Origin of the sequence: Bernardetia sp. MNP-M8, from assembly GCF_037126285.1 — a bacterium.
Lineage (GTDB): Bacteria > Bacteroidota > Bacteroidia > Cytophagales > Bernardetiaceae > Bernardetia.
Map to the genome: position 1 here is coordinate 4,876,859 of NZ_CP147012.1, position 18,594 is coordinate 4,895,452.

Consider the following 18,594-nt stretch of genomic DNA (forward strand, 5'->3'; position numbering starts at 1 on the left):
TTTTGAAAATAGTACCGTACTTTTGATTCGTTATTTAAAATAAGTCTAAATAAACGTAGTTAAAAATTACTAAAACAAAACACAATATGAAATTTAACTGGAAAAACTCATTTTTTCTTTTAGCTCTTTCTTTTTCTTTCTTTTCTTGTGAAGAAGAAACAACAGACGTAACTTTCCCTACTTTGGAAATACCGACAAGTTATGAGAGTACAGCTTATGAAAGTAATGCAAGTACAGAATTAGCTATTCGTACAAATCTGTCAGAATTAGCTTCTAAAATGCAAGTTGGAAGAACTGGCGCACGAGTAGATGAAACTGAACTTTTAGCAGCTTTTAGTCAAGGAAATCCATCTTTGAAAGACATTACCACAACTTATTATGCTGATAAAGTTACCAGTTGGTTGCCTGAATTAGCAAAAGCAAGTGGTGGAACTTTTGACCCACTTACTGCACCAATTGGTGAAGGTGGTGTGTATGGAGGTTATTTATTTGATGAGAATGGTCTAGAAATAGAACAAGTAGTAGAGAAAGGTCTTTTTGGTGCAGCTCTTTATAATCATGCTCTTACAATAATTAAAGGAAATGAAATTAACGCTGCTGATATTGATCGTTTGGTGGCTATTTTCGGAGCGCATCCTTCTTTCAAAAATAGTGATGCAGCAACAGAAAATAAAGATATTTTTGCAGCAAAATATGCAGCTCGTAGAGATAAAAATGATGGAAATGGTCTTTATACTTCTATCAAAACCAATTTGATTACAGCAAAAGCAGCTATCGAAAAAGGACAAGATTATAATCAAGACCGTGATAAAGCTCTTTCAGATTTTCGTTATAACTGGGAAAAATCAAACATGGCAACTGTTATAAACTATCTCTTAGGAACAATTTCGAAACTCAATAAAACAGATGTTAATGATGCAGATAGAGCTTCTGCCTTACACTCATATAGTGAAGCTGTTGGATTTGTATACGGATGGAAAGGTATTTCTGAAAATGATAAATCAATAAGTGATGCTGATATTGACCAAATTTTGGAATATATGAACGTACCTGCAAATGGAAATGCTACTTCTTATACTTTTGTTACAGATTCTTTTAATCAATTGCCAAAACTTCAATCAGCTATCGATAAGTTAAAACAAGTCTATAAATTTACTGAGCAAGATATGATTGATTTTGAATATAACTGGGTAAGTGAGCAAGACAGAAAATAAAACTGTGTATTTCTCCTTTGCTTCAGTATAAAATCCTTGAGTATAAAAAAGACTTTCAAAACAATAGAGTTTGAAAGTCTTTTTTAGTTATTCTGGTAATTCAAATGATATATTAACTCTCATTATTCATTAATAAACATGCTGTCCACCATTAATAGCAAAGTTTGCGCCTGTAACAAAACCTGCTTTATCCGAAACGATATAAGCAATAATTTCTGCAATTTCTTCTGGCGTTCCTAATCTTCCCATCGGAATCTCTGCAATAATTTGATTACGAATTTCTTCTGGAACAGCCATAACCATATCAGTAGCAATATACCCAGGGGAAACAGTATTGATAGTAACTCCTTTACGAGCCGTTTCCATTGCCAAACTTTTTGTAAATCCGTGCATGCCTGCTTTGGCTGCACTATAATTTACTTGTCCAAATTGTCCACGCTGACCATTCACAGAAGAAACATTGATAATTCTGCCAAAACTATTTTCTAGCATTGGATTAATAGCATGACGACAACAATTAAAAACACTTGTCAAATCGGCATTAATTACAGAATTCCATTGCTCAAAAGACATTTTACGAAATGAACCATCACGAGTAATTCCAGCATTATTGATCAAAATATCTACTGTGCCAACTCTACTTTCAATGTCTTCAAACATCTTTTTTACTTCATCAAAATCAGCAACATCTGCCATTACTAAAGGCAAATCATATCCATCATCTTTGAGTTTTGTATTCCACTCTTCAGCTTTTTCTCTGTTGCGATAATGCGCTACAACAGTATAACCTTCATCGTGTAGTTTCTTGCAAATTGCTGTTCCAATTCCACCTGTTGAGCCTGTTACTAAGGCAATTTTTTTATTGTTTTTGTCCATGATATAAAATTTATTGTGTGTTTGTATGAATTTTTATTGATAATCCATTTGATTCAAAGCTACTATTTTTTTTGTTAAATCTGCTCTTAAAATTGAAAGTTTAATACAAACTTAAATAACAAATTTTAAGGAAGAGATTTTTTTGTCCTAAAAATTAAACTATATGAAGCCTTCAGTAAAAATTAAAATACTTTTTTGAGAAGTTTTATGCACACTAAAAAATAAAAAAAACGTTATCAATTAGATATTTTTAGGGCAAAGATAGTTAATCAATTTTTACCCTATAAATCCTAAATACAAATTTGTTACACCAGTTTTACAGTAATTTGTTTGAAAAGTTCAAATTAATATTTTTATATCACAATAATTAATACTTATCTTTGAAGGATAGAAAGTGTTTACCAACATCATTCATCTACATTGGATTTATACTATTTATGAAAAGAAATAGTCCTGAAATTTAAAACACACAGTTTCATAATTAAATCATTTATATGAAAATTTGGTTAAGAATATTAATTATATTCTTGTATAAAGTCCCAAACAATCCCTTTATCTTATAAAATATACACCAACCGATGCAGAAAATTGTTTTCTCGTTAGCCTTATTTTTCATTCTATCTTTTGTTTCACTAGTATGTCCTACTTATTTAGTAGCACAAGATTCAGAAAATACAGATACTACTGCAACTCAAAATTTTGAAAAAAATACTTTTCCACATGAGGGAAGGGTGCAAGTTAGTTTTTTGCTTTCGAACGCAGAGAGCCTTTTAGAAAATCAAAATCTAGTTTTTGATGAAAGTGAAAAAAGTTTTACACTTAAAGACATCCTACAAAAAGGAAATTTTATCACAAAAGCTATCAAAATTGAACTTAAAAATCCAACACCTTTTATTTCTGCGTATACTACTTGGAAAGGTGAAAATTTGCATGATGAGTTTTTGACTATCGAACAAAGGACTTCTATTGATGGTGAAAAATGGAATACTTGGGAACAAACAACTTTTGATGGACATGTAAACATTGAAAATCAAAAAGAAGCAAAACGAATCACTTCCGTAGCTAGTTTTTTGCCAAAAGAAACTCGTTTTATACAATATAGAATTTCTTGGAAGACAGGAAGTAAAGAACCAGCAAGCATCAAAGATGTAGAAGTGTCGTTTTATAGTCCAGGGGAAACTCCAAAAAAAACACTCAAAAAGGCACAAGAAGACATCATAAATTATATTCAAGATGGTGATTGTTCTCAACCTCCTATAGTTTCTCGTAGCAGTTGGGGGGCAAACTCACCAAAAAATAGTTATTCTTATACAAATGTTACTCATTTGATAGTACATCATGCTGACGGATATGATTGGAGTGATGGTGCAGCAGCAGTTAGAGCTATTCAAGACCTGCATCAAAACTCAAATGGTTGGTCAGATATTGGATATAATTATTTGATTCACAAATCAGGAGTAATTTATCAAGGAAGACCTGAAGACGTAATTGGAGCGCATTTTTGTGGATATAATGCACATACACAAGGTATTTGTATATTAGGAAGTTTCAAAAATCAAAATCCGACTAATGAAGCCATGATGAGCTTGAAAAAATTATTGGCTTGGAAAGCAGACAAAGAAACTATTAATGCGTTAGGTTCTTCTTATCATCACTCAACAGGTGGAAATATCAAAAATATTGCTGGTCATCGTGATGGTGAATGTAGTTCTTGCCCAGGTAATTCGCTTTATTCTCTTCTTCCAATAGTAAGGGCCGATGTAAACTCAATGATTCAAAATGATTGTGATGGCACACCTCTTCCTCCAACAGGAGATACAATTCCTCCAACAACAAGTATTTCTGTGCCAAATAGTGCAACTGATAATTTTACAGCAGTTTTTACAGATACAGATAATATGGGTGTAGTTGCTCGTTTTTATCAAGTCTTGGAGTCTGTAGAATCTGAATGGAGAGGTAATAAAAATAAAGGTTTTTTTAATGATAATTTTGATAATTTATCTATTCATTCAGATTATACAAAAGGCTTGGATGACTGGGAAGGTACTTGGAAAGAAACCTCAGAAGGACGTTTAAGACAATCTAGTTTAAATTCAAATACCTCTATTTCGACGGAGCTTTCTCAGACACAAGGAAATGTCTATCTCTATAATTTTGCTGCAAAAGTAAATAACATGTCTGGAAATCGTCGTTTTGGAATACATATTATGGCAAGTTCTCAGACTTTAAGAGAGCGTGGAAATTCGTATTTGATTTGGTTTGCTACTGATGCAAATAAGGTTTATATCTATGAAACGATAGATAATGTGCTTTACAGTCGTATAGATGCTACACTTTCGACAGACAATAACTGGGCAGATTACAAAATTGCTTATAATACCAATTCTGGCAAAATAGAAGTTTTTAAAAATGGTCATCCTATTTTGGATTGGATAGATTCTAGTCCTCTTACTTTTGGTTCTTATATCTCTTTGCGTACCAATGATGCGTCTGTAGATTTTGACGATTTGAAAGTCTATAAATCTCGTGATACAAGTCAAATAATTACAGTAGGCTCACACACTTCGAATGATGTACGAGTAAATGGAAGACCAGCAGCAAAAATAAAATCACTTGTAAAAGATGCTGCAAATAATTGGTCTTCGATAGGAGATGCAGAAGTGAATATTTCAAACATTTCTGTAAAAGAAGAAGAAATTAGTTCTTTGTTTCCAAATCCGATGATGAACTCTCGTTTGCATGTTGTTTATTCTTTGAAAGAATCTTCTGAGGTTAGTATTCGTTTGTATAATGTTTTGGGAGAAGAAATTTCTATACTTTATCAAGGAAATAAAGAAGAAGGAACACAGAATGAAGAGTTTGAACTCTCTAATCTTCGCTTGAAAGCAGGAACATATATTGTCAGAATTTCTACTAATGAAGGAACTAAATCACTTCGCTTGGTAAAAATTTAGAATCTAAACTTATTTTTCAGCCGTTTTATAAATCAAAAACCCTTTATTTCTAATTAGAAATAAAGGGTTTTTGATTAAAATTTTATAGAATTTTTACTTTACAAATAGTAATTATAATTTGATTTTTTTTTGATTCAACTATACCTTTTTCTTATTAAATTGATGCAAAACGGCTGCAAAATCAGCAATTAAAGCAGGTTCTTCTTCTAAGCGTGTTCCTACCACAACTACATCAGCACCAGCAGCAAAAGCCATATGTAATGCCTCAGGAGTTCTGATTCCTCCTCCAATAATTAAAGGAATGTTTATACTTTGTTTTACAGTTCGAATCATTCTTGGAGAAATTGGTTTTGCTGCGCCACTTCCACCATCCAAATAAGCCAAACGCATTCCTAAATACTCACCTGCAAGTGCTGTATTGGCTGCTACTTCTGCTTTCTCATAAGGAATTGGCAAAGTCTGACTGACATAAGAAACTGTTGTTAGATTATCACACAAAACAAGCATGTAACCTGTCGGAATTACTTCTAAATCCATTCTACGCAGTCTTGGAGCTGCTGCTACGTGTTGTCCTATCAAATATTCTGGATTTCTTCCTGAAATAAGAGAAAGTAAAAATAGGCTATCAGCCTCAGGAGCAAGATGAAAATAATGACCAGGAAACAAAACAACAGGCAATCTAGCATGTGATTTTATGAGTTTGACTGTTTGAGAAACTTCACCTTCTGTCAGAAGACTTCCACCAACCATAAAAAAAGAAATTCCATAATGAGCAGCTTGTGCAGCCAAAAGAGCCGTTTTTTTAGGGTCTATACGGTCAGGATCTATCAAGACAGCTAACATTTTTTGTCCTTTAAGTGCTGCTTCTAAAATTTGAGGATATACATTCATGCAGTTATCAGTTATCAGTTAATTTCAAATTACCATTTGAGTTTTGTGTCATGTACTTCTGATTCTGTTTAAAAACTCTTTATGTTCTATAAGGTATGGAACAATATCTTTTCAGAATTTCTCATACAATCTAATAATGTTTTTCAATAAGAAAAAAGCAGTATTAAAAAATAATTCAAATTGAATTTCAAGTTAAATATCATAATTCTTAATTCGTAATTCGTAATTGAACAACGAATGTTGTAAGTTTATACAAAAATACATATTCATAACCGACTTCACAATAAATATGAAATTTAGCTTCAACAAAACAAAAGTAATTGCAACTGTAGGTCCAGCTTCTTCTACTCGTGAGCAGCTTTTAGAGCTTATGGTAGCAGGAGTAGACGTTTTTCGTCTTAATTTTTCGCATGGTTCTTATGACGATCACAAAAAGGTATTAGACATAATTAGAGAACTCAATCACAAATTTGAATTTAATGTTTGTATTCTCCAAGATTTGCAAGGTCCTAAAATTCGTGTAGGAGATATTGAAGGAGGACAAATAGAACTCGTAAAAGGAGAAAAAATCCGTATCACAACTGATAAAGGAGTTATGGGGACAAAAGAGCGCATCAGTTGTGCTTATGAAGACTTTGTTAGAGATGTAAAGATTGGAGAACCTATTTTGATGGATGACGGAAAGTTAGAATTAGTCGTTTCAGATAAAGATCAAAACGATGTCATTGCAAAAGTAATTGTAGGAGGAACTCTAAAGCCAAGAAAAGGAATCAATCTTCCCAATACAAATGTTTCTGCACCTTCAATGACAGAAAAAGATTTGAAAGATGTGATGTTTGGAATTGAAAATGAAGTGGAGTGGGTAGCTCTTTCCTTTGTTCGTAATGCAAGTGATATGATTCGTTTGAAAGAAATAATTACAAAGCATGACAGCAAAATGAGAACGATTGCCAAAATCGAACGTCCAGAAGCTGTTGCCAATATTGATAGTATTATTGAAGAAGCAGATGCTTTGATGGTAGCTCGTGGAGATTTGGGAGTAGAAATAAATGCCGAAGAAGTGCCAGTAGTTCAGAAAAGAATTGTCAGAAAATGTAATGAAGCTGCAAGACCTGTTATAATTGCTACTCAGATGATGGAATCTATGATAGAAAATCCTCGTCCTACTCGTGCAGAAACAAATGATGTAGCTAATGCAGTGATGGATGGAGCAGATGCGCTTATGTTAAGTGGAGAAACAGCAGTTGGAAAATATCCAGTTGAGGTAATCAAAAGTATGGTCAAAACGATTAGTTCTATTGAAGTAAATGTAGAATCGGTTTATCATCAGTATTATCCAATTCCTACTTCAATGGTAGATTATACTAGTAAAAGTGTAATCACGACGGCTTGTCGCTTGGCTCAAAATGTTCATGCAAAAGCTCTTATTTCGATGACCCAGTCAGGATATACAGCTTTTCAGTTGGCTAGTCATCGTCCAAAAGCAGGTATTTTTATTTTTACTTCAAATAATAATTTGCTTACGACACTCAATTTAGTTTGGGGAGTTCGTGGTTATTATTATGATAAATTTGTTTCGACAGACCAAACTTTTAAAGATACTCAAGAGATTTTATTTGAAAAAGGACATATTCAGAAAGGAGATTTATTTGTCAATACTGCCAGCATGCCAATTGATGAAAAACAAAGAACTAATGTATTGAAACTTAGCAAGATGGAGTAATACCATTTTTTGTCCAGAAATTAGATAAATAAAAAAGCCTTTATGACTCGTAAAGGCTTTTTTTATTTATTGCTGTTGTTGGTGTTTTACCGACGAGACATAGACTATTTTTAATCTCAAACTCACGTTAAACAACTGCCTATCACTTTCTAATATTCTAAAGTTTCAAAAATAATTTCTTCTTCAGCTATATTTCCTAATTTATCTTTTACTTCTACCAAAATTGTATAGCTTTTGTTTTTTGCAAAACCACTTATTTTTCCATTGTAAAGGCGTTTTCCACTTCCATTTATACGGTAATAAATCTGTTCAGTATTGGTCTGTCCGTCTTGCGCCCCCAAAAATAACTGTACATAAGAAGGATAAGCTGTATTTCTACTTTCATCTGGCAAGGTGCTAAAATGATAAAAAACAGTAGGTGCTTCTCCATCGACAGCAAAAGAAGTGCTAATTGTATTTCTATTATTTACATTGTCATAACCAATAATTTCAAGACTTTGGAAACCTGATTCACGAATATTAAAAGGAGAATTATACTCAATTTCTTCACCTTGTCCATTTATTTTATAAGTTACTCGTTGCAAACCAGATTCGCCATCAGTAGCTGTCAATTTTAAATTTGTTTCTGGACTAATATAAAGAACATCAGCTTTTTGAAAAGTTTTTCCTTGATAATTATAACCTAATTTTGGTCCTGTCAAATCTACATAAACGGCACTTACATTATGTCTATATGTATCAAAACGTGGGTCAATAGCTCCCTCAACACCTATATTTTCTGTATTATCAACAGCATAATAACGAATAGTATGGGTTCCTGATTTGGATGGCAAGTAAAAAGGGTCGTTATATTGTGTCCACTCTCCACCATCAATCGAATACCAAACTTCTTTTACACCTGATTTATTATCAACTGCTGTAAGTTTTAGTTTTGTACGACCAGAAAAATAAACTTGCTGACCAACAATAAATTTATCTCCCAAAACATCAGCAGACATAATGGGTGCAGTTCTGTCTAAGTAAAATGAAAAGCTTTGTGCCGTTTCTTCATTTTTTAGATAATCAGTAGAATAAAAATGAAGTGTGTGATTGCCATCACTTAGAGCTTGCAAGGGTAAGTTTCTTTTATTGTAATAGGGTTTCCAACTTTGTTCATCAAAACGATAAAATGTGTTTTTTACCCCAACACTATTATCTTCTAATGTAAAATAAATTTTTGTACCTAATGAAATTACATTTTCAGAGTTAATTCCGACAACATTATACGTACTTATAGGAGGAGAAACATCAACAACAAACTCTTTTGTATTTTCTTTTTCTACATTTCCCACTTTATCTAATGAAAAATAACGCAGTAAATGGTCACCTTCCGAATCTACCGAAATTATATTTGTGTAAGGCTGATTTCCTAATCCATCAAGATTAAAATAAAGACCTTCTACACCCGACATTTGGTCTTTTACATCCAATGTAATCTTCAAATCTTGTCCATAAAAAGTAGTTCCTTGTTTGCGATATACATAAGGAGTTGCAAATTTTGAAGTAGAATTTGGTGGAAGTCCATCAGCATAAATAATATATTCATAACTATTTCTAGGATTTTTTCCATCACTGTGTTTTAAGATATGAATTCCATGTCCATCCAAAATAATAGGCTTAACAGAAATTTCTTTTTCTCCTACTTTTTTTCCAGATAAAGGGATTTTTTCTCCATTTGGGGTTGTAGAAATATGAAGATAAACAGGTAAATCTGCTTGCTGATAATATTTACCTTCTTCATCTACATAAGTTCCTGAAAGGGAATCGGTTTGTGCAGATACATTAAAGGATAATAAAAAAATAAATAAAAATGGAATAAGTAATAAAAAGTATTTTTTTTTCATCTGAAAGAGTAGAATAGGAAAATTAGTAGTTGTAGTGTGCCACAAATTAAAAAATTGAATTTTATCAAGAGTTAGAATTAATAAATCCAAACAAGAATAATTTGTCAGTAAAATAGTAATGTAAATTAATGAATTTTAAGTCATTTATGCAATTACAAAGTGAACATTTATATTTTTCAAATTATTTTATTAAGAATGATTCTAAATTCGTACTTTTGTGAATTAATAAAAAATGACTCACTATATATTTTAATCAACTATGAAAATTGCCTTTGCTATTCTTGCTACTTTATGTATTGTATTTTTTGGATTTCAACAATTCAGAATTAGTTCTTTACAAGATGATTTAAAAATTTTGGAATCAAAACAGCAAGATTTACCAAAAACAACCCCAACTTCTGATAAAAAAGAAACAGAAGAGGAACATTACGAACTTGCTCTTGCAATGGCTAGGATGCAAACTTATATGCAAAAACTTCATTTTGCAGGACAGAATGAAAATTGGAAACTAGCGCAATTTTATACACATGAACTAGAAGAAACAATGGAAGATATTATTGACCATAATGTTATTGATGAAGGAACAGAAATTAGTGGACTGGTCAAAACAATGGCTTTCCCAAATATAGAAAAACTAGAAAAAAACATTGAATCAGAAGACAAAACTTCTTTTGTAGAAGGTTATCAATTACTTTTGCGTTCTTGTAATAATTGCCACGTTGCGAGTAAGCACGAATTTATTAAAATTATGACACCAAAAAATGAAGATTTTATTAATCAAGACTTTAAAAAATAGTTGTAAATGATAAGTGGTAAATTGTGAATGAATAATGTATTTTCATTTCCCACTATCTAATTTCCAATCCCAATCCTTAGAAATTTGAAAAAACAGAATTATCTTTTCATTTTTAGTACACTTTTTATAGTCTTGACTTTTTTATTTGGATTAAATCTGTCTTTGGGTTCTGTATCTATTCCGTTATCTGAAATTTGGACGATTATTTTTCAAAAAACGGCTTCTAAGTCCTCTTGGGTTACTATTATTTGGGAGTTTAGATTGCCAAAAGCTCTAACTGCTGTTATTGTTGGAATGGCTCTTTCTGTTTCGGGACTTCAAATGCAGACACTTTTTCGTAATCCTTTGGCAGGTCCTTTTGTTCTTGGGATTAGTTCTGGAGCAAGTTTGGGAGTAGCTATCTTGATGCTTTTCGTTTCTGGACTTTCTGCAAATAGTTTTCTAAATTCCTTATTGTCTCAAAATTCACTTTGGCAAACAAGTATAGCTTCTACTTTGGGAGCTGCACTTGTTTTGTCGTTGGTTATTATTGCATCAATCAGAATTTCAAATAATATGGCTCTTTTAATTGTAGGCCTAATGTTTGGAAGTGCGACAGGTGCAATTGTTAGTATTTTGCAATATTTTAGTGATGCTGAGGCTATAAAATCGTATCTATTATGGACATTTGGCAGTCTCTCGCAGGTTACGTGGGATAAACTACCATTTCTTTTTGTACTGAATTTTATGGGACTTTTGATAGCTTGGGCAATGCACAAACCTTTAGATGCACTGCTTTTGGGTGAACGTTATGCCCAAAGTATGGGATTGAGTTTGCAAAAAACTCGTTTAGGAATTATTTTCACAACAAGTATTTTGGCAGGAAGTATTACTGCTTTTTGTGGACCTATTGGTTTTATTGGTCTAGCAGTTCCACATCTTACCAAAATTTTGATAAAAACGGCTCGTCATCAAGTTCTTATTCCTGCTGTAGCCTTAGCTGGAGGAATTTTACTCTTGATTTGTGATAGTGTTTCTCAGCTTCCCATGTCTTCAAAAGTATTGCCTATCAATGCTGTAACAGCACTTATTGGTGCGCCTGTCGTGATTTGGGTCATTCTAAAAAAACGAAGTCTTTGAAATCAGTTAAGTATCTATAAAAAATTAACTATACATATAACTGATAGCTCGGCAAAGCCAAATCACTCGCTAATTAATTTTTAATTTGCATTTAATTTTACTTTGGTATTTACATCAGAAAACAAACTTTGATTAATCTAAATCTGAAAGAGAAGGAATATCGACATGACTTAAATAAACACTTTTTGCTTCTGCGCAATCTATAGTTTTGCTATCTTCTGAACGATAAGTAATATTGACAATTTGGTTGTGAGAAGGGTCTTCTAAGAAAGTATTCAAATTAGTTGGAAGAATATAAGTCCCATCTTTTAATAAAAAAGCCACTTTATAGCCACATAGTCTGTCAGCATCTTGGTCTACACTATTTTCATCAAAAATTTGAATAGTTGCAGTACGGACTAATAAACTTCCTTGAGAGTTTTTTTCTTGTGGACTAATTTTTTGACAGGCTGTAATTCCTGCTCCAAGCATCAAGATAATCATCAAGATAAATGGAATATTGTGGGCTTTCATGAGAATACAAATTTGAAGTAGATAAGTAAATAATAATAAAAATGGAAAAATTAGGAGTTTAGTTAGGTGTTTTTAACTTGTTAACTAAATATAATTACATTAAATTCCCTTTATTATCATGACCCAAAAACTTGCAAAAAGGTTGCAATAAAGCTCAAAATAATTGATTTTTTCTATATTAATTTTATTTTAATGGATTGTTTCCTATAAATTAAGCAAATAAAAATCATTTTTTAGGAATAGTACGCATGTAATTTTAAAATAAAGATTCCAAATTTTAAACCAATCCAAAATACCACATTACTACAAATTGTAATATACCTGCAAACATCCCTAAAACAGCTCCTACCAAAATCAGAATCCATTCATCTTCTTGAAAAACAGGACGCAAAAATTCTTCAAATTCTTTAAAAGAAAGATTTCCCATTCTCTCAGCAAGTGTGTTTTCCAAATTGAGAGCCTCTTCTGCATATTCTTCTGTTTGTTTGACGACAATAGGAAGTTCTCTCATAAAATGGAACATAACAATGTTTTTGGCAATATCCATTCGCTTTCCTGCCACAAGTGTAAAAATAGGACGAGATGCCCCAGCCATATCTTCTACTACATTATCAACCAAATTACTAACTTCTTTATTTATGATAATGGCGAGTCTATCTGAAGCAGGACCTCTTACCAAATATTCTGTCATAACTTCAGTAGGAAGTATTTTTTCTGTAATTACTTTTGCATATTCTCTAGCTACTTCTTTTTGACGTTTTAAAAATAAACCCTGAAATTTATAAATTCCTAAAATATTAATAGGTTCTAAAGGCTCAAAAATCAGTTTTAAAGCTAAAACATTGGTTAAGTAACCCACTATCAAACCACATCCAGGTAAAATAAACCAAGAACCAGAAGAAAAATTATAAGAAAGAACCATCTGAGCCAAACCAAAAAGACCTCCAAACCAAAAACCTGAAACCTCTATAAACTTAAACTCTTTCTCACCACAACGCAAAAATATTTCATTAACAAGCTGTTTGTCAGCCATTAGAGTTTCAATAGCAATCCGTTTAAGGTCTAATAACTTGTCAATTTGACCATTTACCTCAAGCATAATATCTACTACTGCATTCGGAATTTCTTGTTTTGCACGCTCATAAATTTGCTTTTTGATAGGAATTGGTGTGTTTTTCCAAATCACTCCTGCTTGTGCTTCCATTGCTTCATTGATAATCTTGACACTCAATGTTTCTAATTCAGGTTGCATTTGACGAGCAACAATGATAGGGTCAAGTTGTTGAAAGCGTTCTTCTATACGTAAGAGTTTGGATGTCAGCATTTCTACCGATTTGGTAGCCATTTTTTGCGCTTTTGAAGGGATAATTCCTTGCCAACCAAAAGGTTTAATTCCTATATACTCAAGAGGATAAAAAGTCATTAAGAGAGCCATCCAGTTGGTAGCCCAACCAATAATACCACTTGAAATAGGAATAGATAGATACACCAATAAGACCTTGATTTGTGCCCAATCTAGGTTTGAGAAGAAGTCTGAAAAAAAGGCTGAAATAGTTAAAACGATTTCCACTTAAATGGTTGAATCAAGTATAAAATTAAAAATTACGAATTCAAAAAGATAAAAATATACGCTCAGTAAGAAAAAGTAATTATAATATTAAAAATCTATTAAAATATTTGTGTGTCAAAATTAAGTAAGTACGAAAGATAAAAAAACTCTTGACAACTAAAAATAGTTTTGCTATTTTTTATTCTTTTAGAAGAGTTTTTTCTATAAAAAACAAAAATCCTCTTTTCGCTAGAACTAAATCATAGAAAAGAGGATTTTTTAAAAACTTATATAAGAAATTATAGTCTTATAAAATAGATGGTATCTATTTTACTTTTTCTACAATCGACTTAAATGCTTCAGGATGATTCATAGCCAAATCAGCAAGAACTTTACGGTTTAACGTAATTCCTGCTTTATGAATTTTGCCCATAAATTGAGAATAAGACATTCCATGCTGACGTGCGCCTGCATTGATACGTTGAATCCAGATACTACGGAAATCACGTTTTTTGAGTTTACGACCTATATAGGCATATTCAAAACTCTTTTCGACAGCATTTTTTGCTACTGTCCAAACATTTTTACGACGACCAAAGAATCCTTTGGCGTGTTGCATTACTCGCTTACGACGAGCACGGGAAGCTACATGGTTTACCGAACGAGGCATAATTATAACAATTTTTGAGAGTTGGCGACAAAAGAAAAAATCTTTTATACTTGTTCTTATTGAAATTAGAATTTTTTAAAGCTACTGCTTTCAAGTCACTTATCATCAATGAAATTTCAACTGTGCTGAATTTTCATTCATAATTCGTAGTCTTTAATTCGTAATTTATACTAAGAGCCTATTCTCTGGTAAAAGAAACCTAAAATTAAAAAAGGTGCATACACGATTTGTATGCGATAGTTGTCTATTCTATACTTAGTTAGGTCTAATTATAGAAAAATTAAAAACAATTTGCTTAGAAATAGAAATAAGATATCAATTTGAAAATTATAAACTACTTATCATCAGAACTTAATGCTCATAAGTGGTAGTTTTTAATTCGTAATTGCTATTTATTACTTCATGTTGATAAGCAATTTTTTGATACGCTTCTCGTCAGTTGAATGAACGATAGCAAATTGAGCAAGACGCTTCTTACGTTTGTGTGACTTCTTAGTAAGAATGTGGTTCATAAATGCGTGTTTACGCTTTATTTTTCCACTACCAGTAAGTTTGAAACGTTTTTTTGCGCCTGAGTTGGTTTTCATCTTAGGCATAATTGCACTGTTTTATTGAATTAAAAAAAAGCAACTTAAATCAAATGAATGGTATACAAAATTAAATAAATCAAATAATCCTTGACAATCATCTAAATTTAATCATCTCTATACAGGTTAATCCATTTGAGCCTACAAAGGTAGCACTTTTTAAATTACTTTCTAAATTATTTTTTACTATATTTTACATTAATATCTAGTCCTGAAATAGTGTTACAGATTTCTTAGATAAATTATACATAAATCAGGCAGTCTATTTTAAGTTTGACTAAATTTATAAACTCTGTATTCAACTTCCCTAACTACTTGTAGTCTGAATTGCATAATCTTTTTGTGTGTTATTGCCCAATAAAATTAGTTGTTTAAAACTATGTTAGGAGAGCAAAACTGGTATAAAAACACATAAAATTTATTTTTTCCTTTCTACCTTCAAGGCATTAAAAATCAAGTCGGTCAAAAATTCTATCAAACTCTCTTCATTATCATCTCCTTTTACTTCTGTTAGTGTAGGTAAATGTTTAGCAAAATAACTTTGCTGATGCGAACTTTCCATAATAATAGAAACGATGGCATTTGGAAATTTGTATTTTGGATTCAGTTTCAAAATCATTTCAGCTACTCTATGTGTAAGTCTTTTATAGCTTGCAAAATAACCTTCTTTATTATCATTATCTACCTCTTTTGTTAGATAGGCTTTTGCAGATTCTGAAACTACAATTCTATGTAAAGCTGTTGCATCAATGTTATCATACTGATTATCTACTTCGATAGGCTTTGCAAGCGTAGAAATAGCTGTTTCAAGAGCTTTTTCAGGAGATTCTAAATTACTAGTCTGAAAGACAAGCTGATATTCCATCCAATTCCAATACCATGAAACTAAATAAATAAGAAGTTTGTGTTTGTTTTCAAAATAACGATACACTGAGGCTTCTGTCGAACCAATTTCTTTTGCTAATTTTTTGAAAGTAAAGTTTTCCAATCCTATTGTATCTATAAGTGAAATACTTTGACGCACAATTTTACGTCCAAGTTCAGAACTTTCTGGGTCTTTTAAATAAACTCGTTCATTTATTTTTATCTGTATTTTGGATAGTAGAGTTTTCAATATTTTAACTAGTTATGATTGTAATTATTTTAAATAAAATAGTTTTGTTTTAAGTTGTGTTATATGCTATAAAATAACAAAGGTGATTTTATTTTTCACGTATCTTTCGTTTATATTTGTTGAGTGAGTGTCTGTTAAATCTAAACAAAATACTCTCTCTCAAGTATAATTTTGGATAAATCATACTTGAGAATAAGCGCAAATTTTATTTTAAGGATACAAAAGTAATCAATAGTAGGCTTATTTTAGAATATTTTACTTGTCTTTTCACTAAACTTAAAAACAGATTCCAAACCTTCTGTGGTATTGGTTGTAATATTCAAATCTTTTAGAATTCCATCCTTCAAGCTATATACCCAGCCGTGGATATATGGAAACTCACCTTTTTCCCACTCTTCATTTAAGAAAGAAATTTTAGATAAATTAAGAACTTGTTCCATAACATTTAATTCTACATACTTGTTTGCTCTCTCTTCTTGATTTTCAATTTCATCTAACTCTGTTTGGTGCAAACGATATACATCTTTAATATGACGAAGCCAGTTGTCAATAAAACCAAATTTTTCTTTTTGCATGGCTGAAATCACGCCACCACACCCATAATGTCCACAAACAATAATGTGTTTTACTTTCAAAACTTTTACAGCATAAAAAAGCACACTCAGCATATTCATATCTGTATGAACAACCATATTTGCAATATTTCTATGTACAAAAATTGACCCTGGAACTACTCCTGTAATTTCTGATGCAGGTACACGACTATCAGCGCAACCAATCCAAAGATAATTTGGATTTTGTCCTTGTGATAATTCATCAAAAAAAGTAGGGTTATACGTTTGGACTGTAGACGCCCATTTTTTATTACTTTCTAATAAGTCTAAATAAGATTTTGGCATACTCTATTTTTGTTTGTGTTAAAGATTTACTTGGTTTTGTACTGTTCATAACGACGATTCTGTTTCTTCAAAAAAATCATCATTACCATTTTTCTTTTCATGTTTTTTTATAGCTTCTTCTGAACTTGTAAAAGTTACATTTTTTAAAGTAACTTGAATGTCATGTTGCTCAGAATCTTTTATAAAGTTTTTGATTGTATCTTCAATATCTTTATCTATAAAATGAGCCTTTGTTCCGTCTACTATCACTGAAGTATGATTAGGAATTCTGGCAAAAATATCTCTTAAAAAGGCACGATTGACAAAAGATAAATCTTTATTAAAGACAATTTCAAAATGATTTTCATCTCTTCCAACTTGTTTGATAGAAATAGCTGTTTTTACATTTGCACGAATTACAAAGAAAAAACCTACGACAATTCCTACCATAATTCCGATAAGTAAATCAGAGAACAAAATAACTACTGCTGTTACTATAAAAGGCACAAATTGCTCTCTTCCTTTTTGATAAATTTCTTTTACTGTAGAAGGTGTAATTAATTTATAACCCACTACTAAAAGAATAGCTGCTAAACTAGCCAAGGGAATATGATTGAGATATTGACTAATGAAAATAACAGAAATAAGCAAAAGCAATCCGTGTATAATGGCAGACATACGAGTGCGTCCACCTGCACCAATACTTGCTGTACTTCGGACAATAACAGCTGTTACAGGAATTGCCCCTACCAAACCAGCAATAGTATTAGCTATACCTTGCGCCAAAAGCTCACGATTAAGAGGCGAATTTCTTTTGTAAGGGTCAAGTTTATCAACAGCTTCAACTGTTAAAAGGGATTCTATACTTGCCACGACACCGATAGTAAAAGCCAATACCCAAATATCCCAGTCTTTAATATGCTCAGCCCAAAGCGAAAAATTGGGAAAAGTAAGCTGTTGCCAAAAATTAGAAAGAGATATTTGTATAAACTCTAAGGTAGGGACAGATTGAGTAGAAAGACTTTTTAGTTCATCTGTCATGGGCAAATCAACTAAATGAGAAGAAGCCAAAGGAGAAAAAATTGAAGATTCAAAGTTATAATATAAGTATGCTTCATTGATTAATGTTCCTATCACAACAGCCATTAAAGCAGCAGGAAGAAAAGATAATTTTCTAAAAAATGGAATTCTATCCCAAACAATTAATACAAATAAACTGATAACACTTATAACAATTGCATTTAGGTTTTTAGAAGCATTTTTAAGAGCTGCCAAAATCATTGTAACGGCATTTTGATCTGTTCCCCAAATCCAAAACTCATCTTCACTAAATGCTTCCACATCATAGCCAAGAGCATGAGGGAGTTGTTTTAAAATCAGAATCATACCAATTCCTGCGAGCATTCCTTTCAAAACAGAAGAGGGTAAAAAATAAGCTATTGTTCCTGCTTGCATAAAAAAAAGAACAAGTTGAACAAGTCCCCCCAAAAAAACAGCTAATAAAAATAACTCAAAACTACCTGTGTCTGCAATTCCTAATACTACAATAGCAGTCAGACCAGCAGCAGGACCACTCACTCCCATAGCTGAACGGCTAATAAGAGGAACAATTAAGCCTCCTAAAATTCCTGCAACAATACCAGAAAATGCAGGGGCATCTGATGCCACAGCAATTCCAAGACAAAGAGGAAGAGCGACCAAAAAAACAACTAAACCAGCAGGAACATCATATTTGAAGTTTCCAAAAAGAGAAGGTTCTGAATAAGTGTTTTTTTTAGTAGTGGTGTTTTTAGTGATTTTGGGAAATGAATTAGGCATTTTTGTAAG

Annotated in this window: 15 protein-coding genes; 5 read left to right on the plus strand and 10 right to left on the minus strand. The window is 31.9% G+C overall.

Annotated elements, in window-relative coordinates; genetic code table 11:
• Nucleotides 1–86 precede the first annotated feature (86 nt).
• Complete coding sequence (locus tag V9L04_RS19720) at nucleotides 87–1,214, plus strand: DUF4856 domain-containing protein (RefSeq protein ID WP_338791653.1); 1,128 nt, start codon at nucleotides 87–89, stop codon at nucleotides 1,212–1,214.
• A gap of 129 nt (nucleotides 1,215–1,343) precedes the next feature.
• On the opposite strand, the gene phbB is transcribed toward V9L04_RS19720, so the two are convergent.
• Entirely contained in the window at nucleotides 1,344–2,090 is a 747-nt protein-coding gene (gene phbB, locus V9L04_RS19725) for an acetoacetyl-CoA reductase (protein ID WP_338791654.1), read from the minus strand.
• 578 nt (nucleotides 2,091–2,668) lie between these two features.
• Here phbB and V9L04_RS19730 point away from each other — a divergent pair.
• On the plus strand, nucleotides 2,669–5,044 hold the full coding sequence (locus tag V9L04_RS19730; protein WP_338791655.1) for an N-acetylmuramoyl-L-alanine amidase: 2,376 nt from the start codon (nucleotides 2,669–2,671) through the stop codon (nucleotides 5,042–5,044).
• 138 nt (nucleotides 5,045–5,182) lie between these two features.
• On the opposite strand, the gene V9L04_RS19735 is transcribed toward V9L04_RS19730, so the two are convergent.
• On the minus strand, nucleotides 5,183–5,935 hold the full coding sequence (locus V9L04_RS19735; protein ID WP_338791656.1) for a geranylgeranylglyceryl/heptaprenylglyceryl phosphate synthase: 753 nt from the start codon (nucleotides 5,933–5,935) through the stop codon (nucleotides 5,183–5,185).
• Nucleotides 5,936–6,224: 289 nt separating this feature from the next.
• Between V9L04_RS19735 and pyk the strand changes: the two genes are divergently transcribed.
• Nucleotides 6,225–7,658 carry a pyruvate kinase gene (gene pyk / locus V9L04_RS19740; RefSeq protein ID WP_338791657.1) on the plus strand — a complete coding sequence of 478 codons (1,434 nt, stop codon included), beginning with the start codon at nucleotides 6,225–6,227 and terminating at the stop codon, nucleotides 7,656–7,658.
• Between the two features lie 149 nt (nucleotides 7,659–7,807).
• Here the strand turns inward: pyk and V9L04_RS19745 are convergent, their stop codons facing one another.
• Complete coding sequence (locus V9L04_RS19745) at nucleotides 7,808–9,541, minus strand: hypothetical protein (RefSeq protein WP_338791658.1); 1,734 nt, start codon at nucleotides 9,539–9,541, stop codon at nucleotides 7,808–7,810.
• A 259-nt stretch (nucleotides 9,542–9,800) separates the two neighbouring features.
• On the opposite strand from V9L04_RS19745, the gene V9L04_RS19750 reads away from it, so the two are divergent.
• Nucleotides 9,801–10,337: a hypothetical protein gene (locus V9L04_RS19750; protein ID WP_338791659.1), complete on the plus strand. Its 537-nt coding sequence runs from the start codon at nucleotides 9,801–9,803 to the stop codon at nucleotides 10,335–10,337.
• Between the two features lie 84 nt (nucleotides 10,338–10,421).
• Nucleotides 10,422–11,456, plus strand: coding sequence for an iron ABC transporter permease (locus tag V9L04_RS19755; RefSeq protein WP_338791660.1), 1,035 nt, complete (start codon nucleotides 10,422–10,424; stop codon nucleotides 11,454–11,456).
• A 132-nt stretch (nucleotides 11,457–11,588) separates the two neighbouring features.
• On the opposite strand, the gene V9L04_RS19760 is transcribed toward V9L04_RS19755, so the two are convergent.
• The 7 genes from V9L04_RS19760 to V9L04_RS19790 all read right to left on the minus strand — a co-directional run bounded on the left by V9L04_RS19760 (nucleotide 11,589) and on the right by V9L04_RS19790 (nucleotide 18,585).
• Nucleotides 11,589–11,969, minus strand: coding sequence for a hypothetical protein (locus V9L04_RS19760; protein ID WP_338791661.1), 381 nt, complete (start codon nucleotides 11,967–11,969; stop codon nucleotides 11,589–11,591).
• A 277-nt stretch (nucleotides 11,970–12,246) separates the two neighbouring features.
• Complete coding sequence (locus V9L04_RS19765; protein ID WP_338791662.1) at nucleotides 12,247–13,539, minus strand: hypothetical protein; 1,293 nt, start codon at nucleotides 13,537–13,539, stop codon at nucleotides 12,247–12,249.
• Between the two features lie 304 nt (nucleotides 13,540–13,843).
• Nucleotides 13,844–14,188 carry a 50S ribosomal protein L20 gene (rplT, locus tag V9L04_RS19770; protein ID WP_338764352.1) on the minus strand — a complete coding sequence of 115 codons (345 nt, stop codon included), beginning with the start codon at nucleotides 14,186–14,188 and terminating at the stop codon, nucleotides 13,844–13,846.
• 395 nt (nucleotides 14,189–14,583) lie between these two features.
• Nucleotides 14,584–14,784, minus strand: a complete 201-nt coding sequence (rpmI, locus tag V9L04_RS19775) for a 50S ribosomal protein L35 (protein ID WP_014796322.1) — start codon at nucleotides 14,782–14,784, stop codon at nucleotides 14,584–14,586.
• Nucleotides 14,785–15,193: 409 nt separating this feature from the next.
• Complete coding sequence (locus V9L04_RS19780; RefSeq protein WP_338791663.1) at nucleotides 15,194–15,889, minus strand: TetR/AcrR family transcriptional regulator; 696 nt, start codon at nucleotides 15,887–15,889, stop codon at nucleotides 15,194–15,196.
• 245 nt (nucleotides 15,890–16,134) lie between these two features.
• The gene (gene can / locus V9L04_RS19785; RefSeq protein ID WP_338791664.1) at nucleotides 16,135–16,788 is read right to left on the minus strand and encodes a carbonate dehydratase; all 654 of its coding nucleotides are present in this window, start codon (nucleotides 16,786–16,788) and stop codon (nucleotides 16,135–16,137) included.
• Between the two features lie 45 nt (nucleotides 16,789–16,833).
• The gene (locus V9L04_RS19790; protein ID WP_338791665.1) at nucleotides 16,834–18,585 is read right to left on the minus strand and encodes a SulP family inorganic anion transporter; all 1,752 of its coding nucleotides are present in this window, start codon (nucleotides 18,583–18,585) and stop codon (nucleotides 16,834–16,836) included.
• Between the last annotated feature and the right edge of the window lie 9 nt (nucleotides 18,586–18,594).

Excerpts from the sequence above, each read along its gene's own strand:
- V9L04_RS19720 (WP_338791653.1), top strand. The coding sequence starts at position 87 with ATGAAATTTAACTGGAAAAACTCATTTTTTCTTTTAGCTCTTTCTTTT.
- phbB (WP_338791654.1), bottom strand. The coding sequence starts at position 2,090 with ATGGACAAAAACAATAAAAAAATTGCCTTAGTAACAGGCTCAACAGGT.
- V9L04_RS19730 (WP_338791655.1), top strand. The coding sequence starts at position 2,669 with ATGCAGAAAATTGTTTTCTCGTTAGCCTTATTTTTCATTCTATCTTTT.
- V9L04_RS19735 (WP_338791656.1), bottom strand. The coding sequence starts at position 5,935 with ATGAATGTATATCCTCAAATTTTAGAAGCAGCACTTAAAGGACAAAAA.
- pyk (WP_338791657.1), top strand. The coding sequence starts at position 6,225 with ATGAAATTTAGCTTCAACAAAACAAAAGTAATTGCAACTGTAGGTCCA.
- V9L04_RS19745 (WP_338791658.1), bottom strand. The coding sequence starts at position 9,541 with ATGAAAAAAAAATACTTTTTATTACTTATTCCATTTTTATTTATTTTT.
- V9L04_RS19750 (WP_338791659.1), top strand. The coding sequence starts at position 9,801 with ATGAAAATTGCCTTTGCTATTCTTGCTACTTTATGTATTGTATTTTTT.
- V9L04_RS19760 (WP_338791661.1), bottom strand. The coding sequence starts at position 11,969 with ATGAAAGCCCACAATATTCCATTTATCTTGATGATTATCTTGATGCTT.
- rplT (WP_338764352.1), bottom strand. The coding sequence starts at position 14,188 with ATGCCTCGTTCGGTAAACCATGTAGCTTCCCGTGCTCGTCGTAAGCGA.
- rpmI (WP_014796322.1), bottom strand. The coding sequence starts at position 14,784 with ATGCCTAAGATGAAAACCAACTCAGGCGCAAAAAAACGTTTCAAACTT.
- can (WP_338791664.1), bottom strand. The coding sequence starts at position 16,788 with ATGCCAAAATCTTATTTAGACTTATTAGAAAGTAATAAAAAATGGGCG.
- V9L04_RS19790 (WP_338791665.1), bottom strand. The coding sequence starts at position 18,585 with ATGCCTAATTCATTTCCCAAAATCACTAAAAACACCACTACTAAAAAA.